General features: G+C 49.2%; 17 protein-coding genes and 1 pseudogene. 3 read left to right on the forward strand and 15 right to left on the reverse strand.

The window, feature by feature from the left end; all coding sequences use genetic code 11:
* Positions 1–204 precede the first annotated feature (204 nt).
* Both H9Q79_RS11390 and H9Q79_RS11395 read left to right on the forward strand, forming a co-directional pair.
* Complete coding sequence (locus H9Q79_RS11390; protein WP_118644211.1) at positions 205–960, forward strand: adaptor protein MecA; 756 nt, start codon at positions 205–207, stop codon at positions 958–960.
* Positions 961–1,169: 209 nt separating this feature from the next.
* Positions 1,170–2,882, forward strand: coding sequence for a Na/Pi cotransporter family protein (locus tag H9Q79_RS11395; RefSeq protein ID WP_249328327.1), 1,713 nt, complete (start codon positions 1,170–1,172; stop codon positions 2,880–2,882).
* Positions 2,883–2,956: 74 nt separating this feature from the next.
* Here the strand turns inward: H9Q79_RS11395 and H9Q79_RS11400 are convergent, their stop codons facing one another.
* The 8 genes and pseudogenes from H9Q79_RS11400 to H9Q79_RS11435 all read right to left on the reverse strand — a co-directional run bounded on the left by H9Q79_RS11400 (position 2,957) and on the right by H9Q79_RS11435 (position 7,754).
* Positions 2,957–3,211, reverse strand: a complete 255-nt coding sequence (locus tag H9Q79_RS11400) for an HPr family phosphocarrier protein (protein WP_118644207.1) — start codon at positions 3,209–3,211, stop codon at positions 2,957–2,959.
* On the reverse strand, positions 3,177–4,172 hold the full coding sequence (gene whiA / locus H9Q79_RS11405; protein WP_118644205.1) for a DNA-binding protein WhiA: 996 nt from the start codon (positions 4,170–4,172) through the stop codon (positions 3,177–3,179). Before whiA ends, H9Q79_RS11400 begins: the two co-directional genes overlap by 35 nt.
* Positions 4,173–4,176: 4 nt before the next feature.
* On the reverse strand, positions 4,177–5,058 hold the full coding sequence (gene rapZ / locus H9Q79_RS11410) for an RNase adapter RapZ (protein WP_118644225.1): 882 nt from the start codon (positions 5,056–5,058) through the stop codon (positions 4,177–4,179).
* Complete coding sequence (gene murB / locus H9Q79_RS11415; protein WP_118644223.1) at positions 5,058–5,990, reverse strand: UDP-N-acetylmuramate dehydrogenase; 933 nt, start codon at positions 5,988–5,990, stop codon at positions 5,058–5,060. Before murB ends, rapZ begins: the two co-directional genes overlap by 1 nt.
* Positions 5,991–6,102: 112 nt before the next feature.
* Positions 6,103–6,315 (reverse strand): hypothetical protein, encoded by a 213-nt coding sequence (locus H9Q79_RS11420; protein ID WP_118644203.1) that lies wholly within the window; start codon positions 6,313–6,315, stop codon positions 6,103–6,105.
* Positions 6,316–6,327: 12 nt separating this feature from the next.
* On the reverse strand, positions 6,328–6,558 hold the full coding sequence (locus tag H9Q79_RS11425) for a hypothetical protein (RefSeq protein ID WP_147371427.1): 231 nt from the start codon (positions 6,556–6,558) through the stop codon (positions 6,328–6,330).
* Positions 6,559–6,696: 138 nt separating this feature from the next.
* Positions 6,697–6,933, reverse strand: coding sequence for a hypothetical protein (locus H9Q79_RS11430; protein ID WP_249328328.1), 237 nt, complete (start codon positions 6,931–6,933; stop codon positions 6,697–6,699).
* Positions 6,930–7,754: pseudogene (locus H9Q79_RS11435) on the reverse strand (ribokinase). Before H9Q79_RS11435 ends, H9Q79_RS11430 begins: the two are co-directional and overlap by 4 nt.
* Between H9Q79_RS11435 and H9Q79_RS18650 the strand changes: the two are divergent.
* Entirely contained in the window at positions 7,743–7,889 is a 147-nt protein-coding gene (locus H9Q79_RS18650; protein ID WP_408646425.1) for an AraC family transcriptional regulator, read from the forward strand. The pseudogene H9Q79_RS11435 and the gene H9Q79_RS18650 sit on opposite strands and share 12 nt — an antisense overlap.
* 90 nt (positions 7,890–7,979) lie before the next feature.
* Here the strand turns inward: H9Q79_RS18650 and H9Q79_RS11440 are convergent, their stop codons facing one another.
* The 7 genes from H9Q79_RS11440 to H9Q79_RS11470 all read right to left on the reverse strand — a co-directional run bounded on the left by H9Q79_RS11440 (position 7,980) and on the right by H9Q79_RS11470 (position 14,647).
* On the reverse strand, positions 7,980–8,336 hold the full coding sequence (locus H9Q79_RS11440) for a SpoVA/SpoVAEb family sporulation membrane protein (RefSeq protein ID WP_249328329.1): 357 nt from the start codon (positions 8,334–8,336) through the stop codon (positions 7,980–7,982).
* A gap of 1 nt (position 8,337) precedes the next feature.
* On the reverse strand, positions 8,338–9,360 hold the full coding sequence (locus H9Q79_RS11445; RefSeq protein ID WP_249328330.1) for a stage V sporulation protein AD: 1,023 nt from the start codon (positions 9,358–9,360) through the stop codon (positions 8,338–8,340).
* A 126-nt stretch (positions 9,361–9,486) separates the two neighbouring features.
* The gene (locus tag H9Q79_RS11450) at positions 9,487–10,482 is read right to left on the reverse strand and encodes a sugar ABC transporter substrate-binding protein (protein WP_249328331.1); all 996 of its coding nucleotides are present in this window, start codon (positions 10,480–10,482) and stop codon (positions 9,487–9,489) included.
* A gap of 95 nt (positions 10,483–10,577) precedes the next feature.
* A complete protein-coding gene (locus tag H9Q79_RS11455; protein ID WP_118644189.1) occupies positions 10,578–10,904 on the reverse strand; it encodes a cupin domain-containing protein in 327 nt (108 codons plus the stop codon).
* A 150-nt stretch (positions 10,905–11,054) separates the two neighbouring features.
* A complete protein-coding gene (locus H9Q79_RS11460) occupies positions 11,055–12,134 on the reverse strand; it encodes a sugar ABC transporter substrate-binding protein (RefSeq protein ID WP_118644187.1) in 1,080 nt (359 codons plus the stop codon).
* Between the two features lie 80 nt (positions 12,135–12,214).
* Positions 12,215–13,711: a sugar ABC transporter ATP-binding protein gene (locus tag H9Q79_RS11465; protein ID WP_118644185.1), complete on the reverse strand. Its 1,497-nt coding sequence runs from the start codon at positions 13,709–13,711 to the stop codon at positions 12,215–12,217.
* Between the two features lie 33 nt (positions 13,712–13,744).
* Positions 13,745–14,647 (reverse strand): ABC transporter permease, encoded by a 903-nt coding sequence (locus tag H9Q79_RS11470; RefSeq protein WP_249328332.1) that lies wholly within the window; start codon positions 14,645–14,647, stop codon positions 13,745–13,747.
* Between the last annotated feature and the right edge of the window lie 136 nt (positions 14,648–14,783).

A 14,783-nucleotide genomic window follows, 5' to 3' on the forward strand; every position in this document is an offset into this window, starting at 1 on the left:
ACTTTAATTACCAGGGATTTCAAGCATATTTTTACATTTTCTAAAAACTCTGTGAAGTTCTTTACATCGCCGGGCATTTTGGTATATACTATATGTGACGCAATAGCTCTTGCGCCGCATATAATAAACGTAGCTAAGTGTATCTTCTAAAGACAGAGTTTCTTCTTAATATTTCAGACTGGCTAAAGAAGGGGATGTGATAGAATGAAGATTGAAAAGATTAACGACAGCCAGATCCGCTGTACCTTGACAAGCGACGACCTGGCAAGCCGCAAAATCAAACTCAGTGAATTAGCTTACGGCACCGAAAAAGCAAAAAATTTGTTTCAGGATATGATGCAGCAGGCTCACTATGAATTTGGCTTTGAGTCTGACAACTCACCCTTGATGATAGAGGCGATTCCCGTAGCACCGGACAGCATTGTACTGATCATCACAAAGGTGGAAGATCCGGAGGAGCTGGACACACGCTTTTCCAAGTTCTCTCCCTCCGGTGACGAGTCGGACACGGCAAAGGCACCTCAGTTTTCCGGAGCAGATGATATCCTGGATCTGTTCCAGAAGATCTATGAAGCAAAGAACAAAATACAGAACGGCAGTACCAAAAAAGATACGAAAAAATCTTCCAGTCAGAAAGCGGCTCAGGATACGGAGAAGACACCAGTCAATCTGGTCCAGTCTTTCCGGTTCCGATCCCTGGACGATGCCATCCTGGCAGCCCACGGCCTGAACCACTTTTATTCCGGAAGGAACTCACTGTATAAAAATGAGACACTTGGCAGCTATCAGCTGGTACTGCACCAGTCCGACTGTACTCCGGAGGCCTTCAATAAGGTCTGCAATATTCTTTCAGAGTATGGAACGAACGAGACCTTTTCTGCTTCCGGAGAGGCCTATTTGCTGGAACATGGCAATGCTCTGATCAGAGATACCGCTCTTCAGAATTTGGCGGACATCTGATCCATTGTTAAAAGTTTTGTATTTTCAATGCCCGGCAGGCGAATCAATACTGCCGGGCATTTTTTCGCCTCCCGGCGGCCTCAATTTTACATAGATTTAACATTTATTTTACACAGATGCGGTAGCGAATGTACAAAAAGAGGTTATGCTATTATTGTGTAAAGTTTTGTGTATTTTTATGTAAAATCATGTAAAATGAGGATGAAAAAATGAATGAGACGGTAAAGATTATCTTTGGGCTGGCCGGAGGCCTGGCATTGTTTTTGTACGGAATGTCCAGCATGAGTGACGCACTGCAGAAAACAGCAGGAGAAAAAATGAAAAACATCCTGGGCTTCCTGACAAAAAACCCGGTCATGGGCGCCCTGGCCGGCGCGCTGGTCACGGCGGTCCTGCAGAGCAGCTCCGCCACAACAGTCATGGTCATAGGTTTTGTAAGCGCAGGGCTTATGAGCCTTCCGCAGGCTATTTCCGTTATTTTCGGCGCCAATATCGGCACCACGATGACTGCCCAGCTGATCGCCTTTCAGATCAGCGATTACATTTACCCTATTATATTTATCGGTTTTATTCTGAATTTCGTAGCAAAGAAAGAGAAAATCAAGAACATCGGACTTGTTATTTTCTCTTTTGGTCTGTTATTTGAAGGAATTGAAATCATGGGCAGCGTCATGAAGCCACTGGCCAACAGTCCTGTCTTCATCGATCTCATGGGAAAAGTCGCCGACATTCCGGTGCTCGGCGTGCTTCTGGGTACTGTCATGACGATGATCGTCCAGAGCAGCTCTGCCACCATTGCGGTCCTACAGAACTTTGCGGCCCAGGCAGGCCCGGACGGGGTAACAAGCATCATCGGCCTGGCCGGAGCCATTCCGATCCTTCTCGGCAACAACATCGGAACGACGATCACCGCCCTGCTGGCATCGGTGGGACAGTCCAAAAATGCCAAACGGACTGCTATTGCGCATACTGTCTTTAATCTCACCGGCAGCGTTCTGTTTCTGTTCCTGATACCGCTTTTGACGCAATTTGTGACATTTATATCGCCAACGGGCATTGAAGTGGATGTAATTTCCAGGCAGATCGCCAATGCCCATACGATATTTAATGTAGTCTGTACCCTGATCTGGCTGCCGCTGATACCTGTAATGGTAAAGATTGTAAAACTCCTGATTCCCGGTCAGGACAGCGCCGGAGCTGCCGCCTTTCAGCCAAAGTTCCTGGACGACGGCATGATCGGGCAGCCGGCTGCCGCCATGTACCTGGTCTCCCAGGAAATGAAACGGCTGATGGCAGACGCAGGCTCCATGCTGAGCGCGTTGAAGGATACCATCTCCGGAGAAGTAAGCAGTACATCCAGAGACACTTATCTGCATCTGCAGCAGTCGATCAAAAAGCTGCACGCCAGCATCGCCCGCTATATCACGAAGCTGTTTTCCAGCGGTAACCTGACGGCCAGGCAGTCTGAACAGATTGCCGGATTCTTATATGTTTCCAATAATGTAGACCGCATCGCAGACCGCTGTGAAGAAATCTCCGACAGCATTGAACACATCCGTTCCACCGGAAGGCCACTTTCAGAAGAGGCCTCCGGCGAACTGAACCGGGGGATGCGTCTTCTGGGAAAATTATACAGAGATGCCATGGGCTCGCTGCAGGCCGGCAACCTGGATGTTGCCCAACGGGTTGTAAAACACAAAAATAAGATCCGGAAAATCCAAAAGCAGCTGAACAAAGCTCATCTGGCCAGGGTGAATTCCGGAGAATGCGACGCTGCACTGACCAGCGACTTTTCCAATATCCTGTACAATCTGGACCGTATCGCAGACAACTGCGTAGGGATCGCCGAAGAAGCCATGGACCATGTGGCGCTGATATCGCTTCCCGAGCCTGAACCACAGGAACTTCCGGAAGCTAACTGACCATTTAAAAAGGATGATACGATCAGCTGAAATGCTGTTGTATCATCCTTTTTTATCATACTCTTCTTCCGTCTCTATTTATTAGTGAGATAACCTTCTATCTGACTCATGGCTTCCGTTTCATCCGCACCATTAACTGTTATTGTCACATTTTCACCGGTATCCAGTCCCAGGGTCATCATTCCCATGATACTTTTTGCATTCACCTTTTTCTTACCGCTCTCCACGTAAATCTCGCTCTCAAACTGACTGGCCACCTGCACCAGCATAGCAATGGGCCTTGCCTCAAGCCCGCTAGAAATCTGAATCGTGATTGGTTTTTTGATCATAATAATTCTCCTCCTTACTTTCTCTCAGCTCATCCGCAATGCTGCTCAGCTTTCTCAAGCGATGATTTACACCAGACTTTCCAACCGGTGGATTCAACAGTAAACCTAATTCTTTGAGTGTCGCTTCTGGATATTGTAACCGAAGCCGTGCTATTTCGTCAAGTCCATTTGAAAGCCCTGAGAAACCTATCGTATCCCGGATATACCTGATGTCCTCCATTTGTTTGACTGCCGCATTTACTGTTTTATTAATATTTGCAGTCTCACAGTTCACTTTTCGATTGACACTCCCCCTCATCTCTTTTAATATTCTGACATTTTCCAGCTTCAGCAATGCCATCCTGGCATCCATTAGACCCAGCAGGTCTACTATCTGCGAACCTTCTTTTATATAAACAATATGATATTTTTTTCTTTTGACCGTTTTCGCATCAATTTTCAAGCTCCGGATCAGATCCCTCAGCTGCTTTGCCTGGTATTCCGTGTCACATACGATTTCAAAATGATAGAACCGGTTCGGATCGCTGATAGAACCGGCGGCCAGAAAAGCTCCACGGATAAAAGCTCGCCTGCAGCAATTCTTTTGGACAATCACGTTGTGGACCAACGGAAGATCCTCTGCCAGCGCGCCTTCCGGCGTCAGCAGCTTGACCGCCTGCAGGACACGCTTGGCATCATCATTCTCCGCAACCATTATCTGATAGGCAGACACTTTATTCTGCCTGGCATTCCGCCTGACGGATACCTCCGGATTAATCTTAAAGATCCTCTTTAATAGAAGAAAATATTTATCTGCCACCCAGACATTTTCTGTCTGCATGCGGATACAGTATTCATCCTTCACTGAAATATGGACGCTGCCACACAGGGTGATGATCGCAGCCAGTTCGGCAATCTGACAGTGCCGCGCACCTGCCGTCTGCCTGGAAAGTTCCTCTTTTACTTCACCAGAAAAAGACATTATTTCACATCCCCTTGCGCACCGCATCTTTTTCGATATCCCGATGTTCAATGCGTATGCCATATTCTCCGGAATCCTCAAGCCTCCGGTACAACTCATTCGCCAGCGTCACCGACCGGTGCTTGCCTCCGGTACAGCCAATGGAGATCACCAGCTGATTCTTCCCTTCTTCGATATAATTCGGAATCAGGAACCGTATCATATCCACCAGTTTGCCGGCAAAGATCTGTGCCGCTTCAAACCCCATCACAAAATCGTATACCGGCTCATCGTTACCCGACAGACGCTTCAGCTCATCTATGTAATAGGGATTCGGCAGAAACCGCACATCAAACACCAGATCAGAATCAGCAGGAATCCCATATTTAAACCCAAACGATAAGACTGTTACCATGAGGCTTTTGAATTCCTGGTTCTGAATAAATATTTTATCCAGCTCTGACTTCAGTTCTCTGGTCAGAAGCTGGCTGGTATCTATGATATAATCTGCCTGCTTCTTCAGAAAATCCAGCTGTTCTCTCTCCTTCTGGATTCCGCTCTCTACCCGTCCTTTGCCTGACAGCGGATGGCTCCGGCGGGTTTCCTTATAACGCTTCACCAGCGTTTCGTCATTGGCATCCAGGAACAGGATCTCATACCTTATTCCGGATAGGCTCATCTTCTCCAGAACTGCCTGCAGATCGGCCAAAACCTCGCCGCTGCGGATATCCACTCCGAGGGCCACTTTTTTGATTTTGCCCTCGGTTCCGTCCATGGTCAGCTGGGCGAACTTCTCAATCAGAGAGATTGGAAGATTATCCACGCAAAAATATTCTGCATCCTCCAGCATCTTCAACGCTGTGCTCTTTCCTGCGCCTGACATTCCGGTCACAATCACAAAACGCATCAGCATTCCCCGCATCCTCCGTTAAAATCCCCCAGGAACCGAACCTCCGGCTCCAGGCGGAGACGGAACTTTTCCCAAACGGTTTCCTGTATCTGCCTCATCAGTTTCATCACATCCCAGGCCGTGGCATCACCGGCATTAATCACAAAACCGCAGTGCTTCTCTGACACCATGGCTCCACCCACGCGTACTCCCCGTAAGCCTGCGTCCATAATAAGCTTCCCTGCAAAATGACCCTCCGGGCGCTTGAAGGTGCTTCCCGCACTGGGATATTCCAGAGGCTGCTTCGCGCACCGCGCTTCTTTCAGCTCTTCCATTCTCTTCCGGATCTTATCCTGCACGCCGCGCGTCAGCAGAAGCTCTGCCTCCGCCACGATCCAGCCTCTTTCTTTCACCAGGCTGGTTCGGTATCCCATCTGCAGTTCCTCTGCATCCAAATGCTGAATTCCGCCCTTCTGATCCAGGACTGTCACTCCCGACAGGACGTCCCTCATCTCTCCGCCGTAGGCTCCGGCATTCATCACTGCCGCTCCGCCCAGCGTTCCCGGAATCCCGGAGGCAAATTCCAGCCCTGCCAGACTGCTCTCGCAGGCAAGACTGGCAAGCCGTGAAAGCAATATCCCCGCTCCCGCCGTGACTCGTTCTCCTTCTATCGCCACTTGCTGAAAATTCTTGTAAATCTGTATAATCACACCGCGATAGCCCTGGTCGCTGACCAGAAGATTACTGCCATTCCCCAATATAAACCAGGGAAGGCCCTCTTCCCGGCACAGCGCCAGCACCTGACGGAGTTTCTCCTTCGAATCCGGACAGACAAAATAATCTGCCGGCCCTCCGATACGGAAGGTTGTGTGTCTCTTCATGGGTTCATCAACCAGCACGCAGGCACTCCCTGCAATTTCGCAAAACCGTCTGTAGATTGTCTCGTCCATGATACCCCCGAAATTTTCTTTTTCCTTATTATACAACCCGCCTATCGAAAGTGCAACCTCCGTTATTTTGTTCTGCAGCAATATTATATGCCATATAGAAGAATCTTATCCTCTAAAACCACTGAACCCGGGAGGACAAAGGTATCGTCCCCAGCAGCGGCTTCACTTTTCCGTCAAAATGCGCGATAACTGTCTTACCTGACTGATGCGCCCAATTTGTGTATTTCTGATAGGCCCCCAGATGATATTTCTCAAATTGGGACGGCGGCGTCATATCTACCGTAACATTTTCCGGCATCCAGAGTATTTCAGCGCTGCTGTCCATGACCCGTTCTATTTACTCATCCATCTTCCTGTATAAAGCATCCATCAGCTCCTCTACAGGTTCTGGATCTTCATATAGATCCATCAGGAATTTTTCTCCCCCTACCAGCTCCAGCATCAGCTTCTGATAAGGAGTTCTGTCCAGGCGCCCCAGCACAACACCGTCCTCCCCCAAATCTTCCATGCGTTTCCGAAATATCTCTTCGTTGCTGGACAGTTCAATATTCTCTACTATGTATTTCATAGTGCGGTAATCTTCCGGGGTTTGAATATAATAATGTGAAATGTGTTCACTTCCGCCCCCTTTGGACTCTCCCACATCCGCATAAACACTTCCCACAGGAGTAACATATTTTCTCCGCTGCCTTTTGTGCCCGCGCTCTCAATAATATTCTATGCTGATATCTGTATGTTTCACTGAAGAAATGAATTCCGGCAGCAGGTGCCACGGCGGGCTAATCTGTGAGGTCAGCGCCACATAATCGATGATTCCCAATCCGTTGTTCCTTGCCAGACGCTCCATATTCCCGCGCTTTAAGTATCTGGTATATATGCCAAGCGCCGGTTTATCGACGCTTTCTCCGCGATAGCAGCACATCATTCTCTCTCTTACCGTCATCGCTTCTCCTCCTCCATTGTCTGCTGCTTCAGGAACAAATCCCAGACCTCACCGGCATCCGAAACCGATTCTGTCACACCCTGCCTGGTCACAGAAGGTGACGCGGCGCAGCTGGCATATACTATTGCTTTCTCAAGGTCCAATCCCCCGGCAAGTGCTTTCATGAAACTGCCGCTGAATACATCGCCCGCGACTGTCGTGTCCACCGCATTTACCGAAATAGTGGGGAAATACATCTCTTTGTCACCGGTCAGGCAAACCGTACCCTGTTCTCCCAACGTAATAATTGCAGTCTTTACTCCGGCCTTCAAAAATCAGCGCCCGGCCGAAAAGGCATCTTCAATGCCGGCAATAGGAATTCCGCTGAGCGCGGCCGCCTCATGCTCATTGGGTTTAATATAGGTGAGATATGGATAGACCCATCCGTGCAGCGGAGCCGCCGGAGCAGGATCAAGGAGCGTATCTATCCCCATCTCACGACACGCTTTAATGCAATCTGCAACCATTTCCGGATCATTTTCCAACTGAAAACCCACTAAAAACGGTTTCTCAGGATCAGACCGAAGCTTGCCGGTCACTTCTTCAACTGTTAAATTCTTATTGGCACCGAGATAAATGGAAATGGCCGCGCCTACACTGGTATTCTCTGTCTCGTCCTGGATGATAACGTCTCCATATAATCCCAGTGACCGGTACATGGCTGCCGCTTCTTCCGCATACCGGTCATGTCCTATTTTACAGATCAGCTTAATATCTGCCCCCAATTTGGCAGCCGTAACTGCCTGGTTAGACCCTTTGCCGCCAAGAAAATGCTCCGCCATTCAGACGCCCCTGTATTTTACATCGCCCAAAAGGTAGGCATCGACAATGTCAGCTATTTTATTAAACTGTTCAAAAAATATGAACAGCTCACTCCCCATTCTTACCGCAGCATCTGGAACACAGACTCAGACTGATACGAACCCCAAATACCTCTGACCCTAAAAATCAAAAGCTGCCCTCCCTGCTTACGTGAAGCAGCGGATGACAGCTTTGTCTGACAGAAATCACTTTTTCATTTTCGGCTTGAAGATCAGCCCCGACAGATATCCGAAGATCAACGCCGCAGATATGCCGGCCGCACAGGCTTTGAATCCGCCCATGAAGAGACCTAAGATTCCTTTTTCATTGACCGCTTCCTTTACGCCGTTGAACAGCAGGTGTCCGAAGCCAATCAGCGGAACTGACACCCCTGCGCCTGCAAACTCCTGCAGCGGTTCGAACAACGTCAGAAAGCTTAAAACGGCGCCCGTGCATACCAGGAGTACCATGATCCGGCCCGGCATCATCTTCGTCCGGTCCAGTAATATCTGTGCCAGGGCGCAGATCAGTCCGCCCACCAAAAATGCCTGAAGATAATCCATATCATTCCTCCTTTCCGGCGTATTCCACCATGACGCCCTGAGCAATGCCCGGCACGCTCTGGCCCTCATAAAAACTGACCTTCGACATCAGCGCCCCTGTGGGGACAAAAAGTATCCGCTTCCAGGTCCCGTCCTCTATCCTGGGCAGTATATAAGACGCAAAGACGGTTGCCGCACAGGCGCAGCCACTGCCTCCTGCTCCGGTATCCTGGCTCTTCTCATCATAGACCAGCATTCCGCAGTCAATGTGCTGCCGTGAAATGTCATAGCCCTTTTGCTGAAGCAGCTCCAGCAAAATTTCTTTTCCAACTGTGCCCAGATCTCCGGTTATGATATGGTCATATTCTTCCGGCTGGCGGTTAAAATCCATAAAATGCCTCGAGATCGTGTCGCAGGCCGCAGGAGCCATGCAGGCTCCCATATTCTGAGAGTCCTTCAATCCATAATCAACGATTTTTCCGGAAGTTATTCCCGCAATCTCGGCCTTTGTTTTGCTGCCGGCCAGCACACAGGCCGCGCTTCCTGTAACAGTCCAAGTGGCCGACGGCGGACGCTGGTTTCCGTAAGCCAGAGGAAAACGGAATTCCTTCTCCGCGCTTCCAAAGTGGCTGGAAGTCAGCGACAGCACATGCTCCGCATATCCGGCAGCCACTGTCATAGCCCCCAGAGAAAGCGCCTCGCCCATGGTAGAGCATGCGCCAAACAACCCGTAAACAGGCCGCTCCAGTTCAACGATTCCAAAGGAAGAAGCAATCGACTGGGCCAGCAGGTCTCCCGCAAAAATCATCCGGATCTGCTCCGGTTTTTTCCCCGCCTTCTCCAGAGCTCCCTTGGCCGCCTTGAGCTGCATCTGGCTTTCTGCCTCTTCCCAGCTTCCCACACCCATCATAGGGTCCTCTTCCACATAATCAAAGCATTTCCCCAAAGGCCCTTCCCCTTCCAGCTTGCCCACCACAGAGGCCGCCGAGAGAATATATACCTCTTTCTCGAATGCAAGGCTCTGCATTCCCTTGATTTTGCTCATAATAAAATCCCCCGTTTCCGTTTCACATATTATGTGCCGGGGGATTTTGTTTTATTCACATTCGAAGGCGGCGCGTGGTTTCCCATCGCACCGCCTTCTTTAATGTATGGCTGACACAAATATTAGTTAATCTCTTAATTGAATGATTTCTCTCCAGTCAATCATCTCATCCAGAGTCTCGCTGGTTACCAGATGATAGCTGTATTCGTTATATTTCTCTATTTTTTTACCGTCCAGATAATCTTTGGCAATCGGGAGTATCCTCGCCTGATCCCTGGGATCGCCCAGAAGAACCGCTTTAAGATAGGGATCTCCTCCCGAAAGCTGCTGAAGTGGTTCTTCACCCCATGCCGCACAGATGACACACGCCTCCACATCCGCCGCTTTCAATGCTGAAATCGCTCCTGCGCCCGACTCATAGTTGATTGCGAACACCAGGTCTATGTCCCCGTTATAGGTTTCTATCAAATCTTCCATCAGTTCCATACAGACCGTCCGTGTGGCCTTTCCATCTTCTCTGGCCACCAGCTCCACGCCCTCCATCTCTGTCACGGCATCTTCAAATCCATTGGCTCTCTGTCCGCTGACCAGAAATGAAGCGGCATAGTCCAGGATCACAACCCGGGCATGCCCGTTCAGGTTCTCCGCAATGTATTCCTTCGCCCATTCACCAGCTTCATATCCCTCTTCATAGAAATCATTGCACATTTCAGCTGTAATCCCTTCGTCGTTAGCGGCATCACAATCAAATGTAAACACAGGAATTCCAGCCTCATTGGCAGCCGCCACCGCGGTACTGCAGGTGACCGGATCACAGGCGGAAAAGATGATCGCATCCACATCCATCTGTATAAAGTCCTCAAAATGTCTCATCTGAACCGTAGGATCGCAGTTGGCATCCTGAACGATCAGTTCTATGCCCAGCTCTTCGGCCTCCCGTTTCAGAAGATTCTCAATATCAATATAAAACTCATCCGACCGGTACAGCATGGACACGCCTATCGTATATTCTGATTCTAAAGACTGCTCATCTTCAGGCACAGCTTCCTGTTCTCTCCCGCATCCGGCCATGAGGCTGCAGATCCAGGCTGCCCCCAAAAGAACTCCCACAAATGCTTTCAAGTTCCTTCCTCCTACGTTCGAATCAATACTGCTGCTTCACATAGTATATCACCAATCGGACTATGTATCAATTGAGGCTCCAATCACTTAAAGCTTTAATCTTTAATAATCAAGGCCATAAAAACAAATTCACCGTCTCCCGTATTCGTCAGCCCGTGCCCTTTCCCACTGGGGGTATAGGTCACATCTCCTGCTCTTACCGGGCGGACTGTTCCGTTATCATTATAATCGGCTTCTCCGGACAGTATATAATAGGTCTCACTTTCTCCATAATGCCTGTGGAACCCCAGCTCCGTGCCCTTCTCCATCGTCACTTCAGCATATAGCCCGCAATTCCCATGCATCTCTTCTTCTCCCAAAAGCTTCTTCAAGGTCATAAAACCCTTTCCACCTTCTGGATTTTCTTCTCTGACAATTTCCATACATCGACCTCCTTTTTCGGCGCCAGCGCTCCCGGCAGTGGCCATATTCTCCGAATACAGCAGAATCAGGTTGAGAGACGGATTAGCCAAAAGGGTCCATGCAGAACGCATAGCGTCATGCACCCATACATGGACACCTCGTCCTCTCATTTACTGAAATGTCCAGAAATCTGTAACATTTGAGGAATCGGCTACTGCCAGCTCAATATTGGTTGTCTTTTCAACTTCTTTTCCCTCAAAGTAGTCGCTGGCCGCCTGATAGATCGTATCCGCAATCTCCTGGGGTGGTACTACAACGCAAGCCTCGTAATTGGGATCTTCATTCTTCAGCGCCTCAAAGGGTTCTGAACCGTACGCTCCCATGGAGAACACTTTGACATCCGTAAGCCCTCTCGCCTGCAAGGCAGATACAGCGCCCCATGCGCCATTGTCTACCACGGATACTACAATATCAAAAGGCTCTACAATGTTTGTGATCGCATTGGCTCCTTTTTCACGGTTGCCTTCACAGTCCTGAGTATTAATTACTTCTATCCCTCCGTGGCCGGCAACTGCCTCCTTAAACGCTTCTTCTCTTTCCACGCAGTGAGTGGAGCTCTTAAGCGTCAGAACGACTACCTTTGCTTTGCCGTTCAGGTTTTTATCCACATAGTCAATGACATAATCCGCCATGAGTTCGCCGGTCAGCGGCTGATTCCAGGTAACTGTGGTAACTGCTTTATCTTCATTCCAGTATCCGTCATAAATAAAGATCGGAATACCGGCATCTACTGCTTTATTCATAGCTTCCGTCACGCCGTCCGGGGTGGCCGGATCCACGAAAATCATATCAACGCCTGCGGCAACCATGTTCTCTACCTGTTTGGACTGAGTCTCATCGTTGAGATCACCATCTTCCACAACAATTTCACAGCCATATTTATCTGCCACATCTTCCAAGCAAGACGCCAGAGCCGAACACCACTCATCCCCTTTGTATACAATCGTGCAGCCGATCTTTTTACCTGCCAGCGGATTATCCGCGCTGATCTCTGACTTGCCTTCTTCTTCCGCTCCAGTGCTTTTTCCTGTGGTTTCTTTGCTGCTGTCACCGGAAGACGCCCCCGTACTGCTTTCTGCAGAGGTACCTGCAGAAGACCCGGCTGTAGATTCCGTGGAAGGAGTTCCGCACGCGGTCAGGGTAACTGCTATCACGCCTGTCAGCACCAGCGCTAATTTCTTACTTTTCATACTTTTACCTCCATTCTTCCCATTTCTTATTTTTTGCCCTTACTTTTTATCTTTACGGCCCTTGCCGTTAAGATGTCCATTTATACGCACATTGACATGATTTTTTCCTGGTTGGCCTCTTCTCGACTCAATTCTCCCATCTTTCGTCCTTCATGCATAATCATAATCCGGTCGCACATCCCCAGGATTTCCGGCATTTCCGAAGAAATCATGATGACGGTCTTCCCTTCCTTCACGATCTCATTGATCAGACGGTAGATTTCCGCCTTGGCTCCCACATCAATTCCCCTGGTTGGTTCATCCAGAAACAGGATGTCGCTTTCCTGCATCAGCCATTTTGCAATGACTACCTTCTGCTGGTTCCCTCCGGACAGGTTTTGTACCTGGACATCTACATTAGGAGCCGCCACATGCAGCTTCTGGCTATATTCTTCGGCGTATTTCTGCTCCAGTTTTTTCTGTATCATGCCGCCTTTGATGATTTTGTTTATGTTTACCATACAGATATTTTTCTTGATAGACATAATCTGCACTAGGCCCTGGAGCTTCCGGTCCTCAGGGATCAGACCCAGTCCGTCGTTGATAGCCTCTCTCAGATTCCTGTAATGTACCTTCCGTCCCTTCACATAGACTTCACCGGAATCATAACGGTCAATCCCCAGAATGGCCCGAGCCAGCTCTGTACGCCCTGCTCCTACCAGCCCGGAGATCCCGAACACCTCTCCGGCTTTAACTTCAAAGCTGATATCCTTCAGCACCCGATTCCTGACCAAATGTTTTACTTCCAGTACCGTCTCTCCTATCTTGGCCGCTTCCTTGGGATATTCCTGTCCCATCTCACGTCCGACCATCAGAGAAATCAGCGTCTTCCTGTCCACCTCAGAAATGGGGAAGGTTCCGACATGCTGTCCGTCCCGGAGAACAGTCACATTGTCCGATAATTCAAAAACCTCTTCCAGCCGGTGAGAAATATAGATAATTGTAATCCCCTTTTCTCTCAGCTTTTTCACAAGTTCAAACAGAACATTCAGTTCCCGGTCCGTCAGCACCGCGGAAGGCTCATCCATAATCAACAGCCGGCTGTTATTATTAATCGCGTGCATAATCTCCACGATCTGTTTCTTGGCCACGCTCAGATTGCATACCCGTTCATTGATGTCTATATCCATCTGCAGTTCTTCTACAATTTCACAGGCCCTGCGCCGCATTCCAGCCCAGTCTACCAGTTTCCCCTTCATCAGCATATTACCCAGGAACATGTTCTCCGCTACCGTCAGAGGCTCGGCCAGCTTAATTTCCTGGTGTACCACACTAACACCGGCCTTTTTTGATTCGACAGGCGTCGCGAATACCTGTTCCTTCTGATTCATGATGATCTTACCGTCATTCGGATGATAAATCCCCGCCAGTATTTTAATCAGCGTCGACTTTCCGGCACCGTTCTCTCCAACCAGAGCATGGATCGTACCCCGTTCGATCCCAAAGCTGATATTATCAAGCGCGCGCACTCCTGGAAAAGTCTTCGTGATTCCCTTCAGTTCAAATATGTAATCTTTCTCCATCGCTGTTCCAACCATTCCTTTCTCTCGCCGGCTCCTGTCCGGAAGCCGTCACGCTTTCTTCTTATTGCTCAGAACATCCAGTGTGATCGCGATTACGAGAACGCAGCCCTTCAGAACATCCTGTACAAACGGATCTACGCCGATCTGAGAAAAACCATTGAACAGCGTGATCAGGAAAATGGAGCCGAACATAGTTCCGATAATCCTGCCCTTGCCTCCTGCCAGGCTGATACCGCCGATGATAGAAGCGATTACGCCGTCAAATTCATAATTCTGACCGTTGGATATGGCTACAGAATTCAGCCGGCTCATGAGGACAATTCCTCCGAAAGCCGCCAGCAGCCCGCCGACCGCAAAGGTTCCTGTCACATATTTTTTTACGTTAATACCTGAGAAAAATGCCGCTTCAGAGCTTCCGCCAACCGCATACAGGTTGCGCCCCAGCTTGGTTCGGTCCATAATAAACTGTGCCACTATGTACAGGACTACCATCAGAATCACACAGATGGGTACCGGTCCGATGTAACCGCGTCCCAGCCAGCCGATCTCCTCCGGCATCTTCGGTATCGGCGTAGCATTGGTAATCAATTTTGCCACACCATAGCAGATATACTGAGTTCCCAGTGTTGCTATAAAAGCCGGAAGTCCCACGTACGCCGTCATAATGCCGTTCCACACGCCAAGGCCCAGGCCCAGCAGCAACATGAGAATAACCGCGAGAAGGGGATTCAGCCCGACACTCTTCATCAATATTGCCCCCACGCAGCTCACCAGGGCAACGATACGCCCCAGGGATAAATCAAAATTGCCAGTCAGCAGGCAAAGCGCCTGTCCCATCGCCACAATGGCCACCGTAGAAGTCTGCAGCAGAATGTTCTTCCAGTTATCCCAGGTAAAAAAGTACGGTGAACAGATGGTAAATACAATGCTCAGAAGAATAATGCCCACCACCGACATATACTCTTTACAAAATCTTCCAAAGTACACCTTTGGTGATGTTCCAGTTCCTTTTATGCCATTGCCCATAATCTTAATGATCCTTCCTTCCAGAATAATATTGCATTCGTACTCAATGCTTCCTGCATGC

Source organism: Wansuia hejianensis, from assembly GCF_014337215.1.
Lineage (GTDB): Bacteria > Bacillota > Clostridia > Lachnospirales > Lachnospiraceae > Scatomonas > Scatomonas hejianensis.

What these genes read in the sequence shown, in the direction of transcription:
- H9Q79_RS11420 (WP_118644203.1), bottom strand. Translation starts at nt 6,315, where the DNA reads ATGGACAGCAGCGCTGAAATACTCTGGATGCCGGAAAATGTTACGGTA.
- murB (WP_118644223.1), bottom strand. Translation starts at nt 5,990, where the DNA reads ATGGACGAGACAATCTACAGACGGTTTTGCGAAATTGCAGGGAGTGCC.
- H9Q79_RS11460 (WP_118644187.1), bottom strand. Translation starts at nt 12,134, where the DNA reads ATGAAAAGTAAGAAATTAGCGCTGGTGCTGACAGGCGTGATAGCAGTT.
- H9Q79_RS11400 (WP_118644207.1), bottom strand. Translation starts at nt 3,211, where the DNA reads ATGATCAAAAAACCAATCACGATTCAGATTTCTAGCGGGCTTGAGGCA.
- H9Q79_RS11395 (WP_249328327.1), top strand. Translation starts at nt 1,170, where the DNA reads ATGAATGAGACGGTAAAGATTATCTTTGGGCTGGCCGGAGGCCTGGCA.
- H9Q79_RS18650 (WP_408646425.1), top strand. Translation starts at nt 7,743, where the DNA reads ATGCTCCGCCATTCAGACGCCCCTGTATTTTACATCGCCCAAAAGGTA.
- H9Q79_RS11455 (WP_118644189.1), bottom strand. Translation starts at nt 10,904, where the DNA reads ATGGAAATTGTCAGAGAAGAAAATCCAGAAGGTGGAAAGGGTTTTATG.
- H9Q79_RS11440 (WP_249328329.1), bottom strand. Translation starts at nt 8,336, where the DNA reads ATGGATTATCTTCAGGCATTTTTGGTGGGCGGACTGATCTGCGCCCTG.
- rapZ (WP_118644225.1), bottom strand. Translation starts at nt 5,058, where the DNA reads ATGCGTTTTGTGATTGTGACCGGAATGTCAGGCGCAGGAAAGAGCACA.
- H9Q79_RS11390 (WP_118644211.1), top strand. Translation starts at nt 205, where the DNA reads ATGAAGATTGAAAAGATTAACGACAGCCAGATCCGCTGTACCTTGACA.
- H9Q79_RS11425 (WP_147371427.1), bottom strand. Translation starts at nt 6,558, where the DNA reads ATGAAATACATAGTAGAGAATATTGAACTGTCCAGCAACGAAGAGATA.
- H9Q79_RS11465 (WP_118644185.1), bottom strand. Translation starts at nt 13,711, where the DNA reads ATGGTTGGAACAGCGATGGAGAAAGATTACATATTTGAACTGAAGGGA.
- whiA (WP_118644205.1), bottom strand. Translation starts at nt 4,172, where the DNA reads ATGTCTTTTTCTGGTGAAGTAAAAGAGGAACTTTCCAGGCAGACGGCA.
- H9Q79_RS11430 (WP_249328328.1), bottom strand. Translation starts at nt 6,933, where the DNA reads ATGACGGTAAGAGAGAGAATGATGTGCTGCTATCGCGGAGAAAGCGTC.
- H9Q79_RS11445 (WP_249328330.1), bottom strand. Translation starts at nt 9,360, where the DNA reads ATGAGCAAAATCAAGGGAATGCAGAGCCTTGCATTCGAGAAAGAGGTA.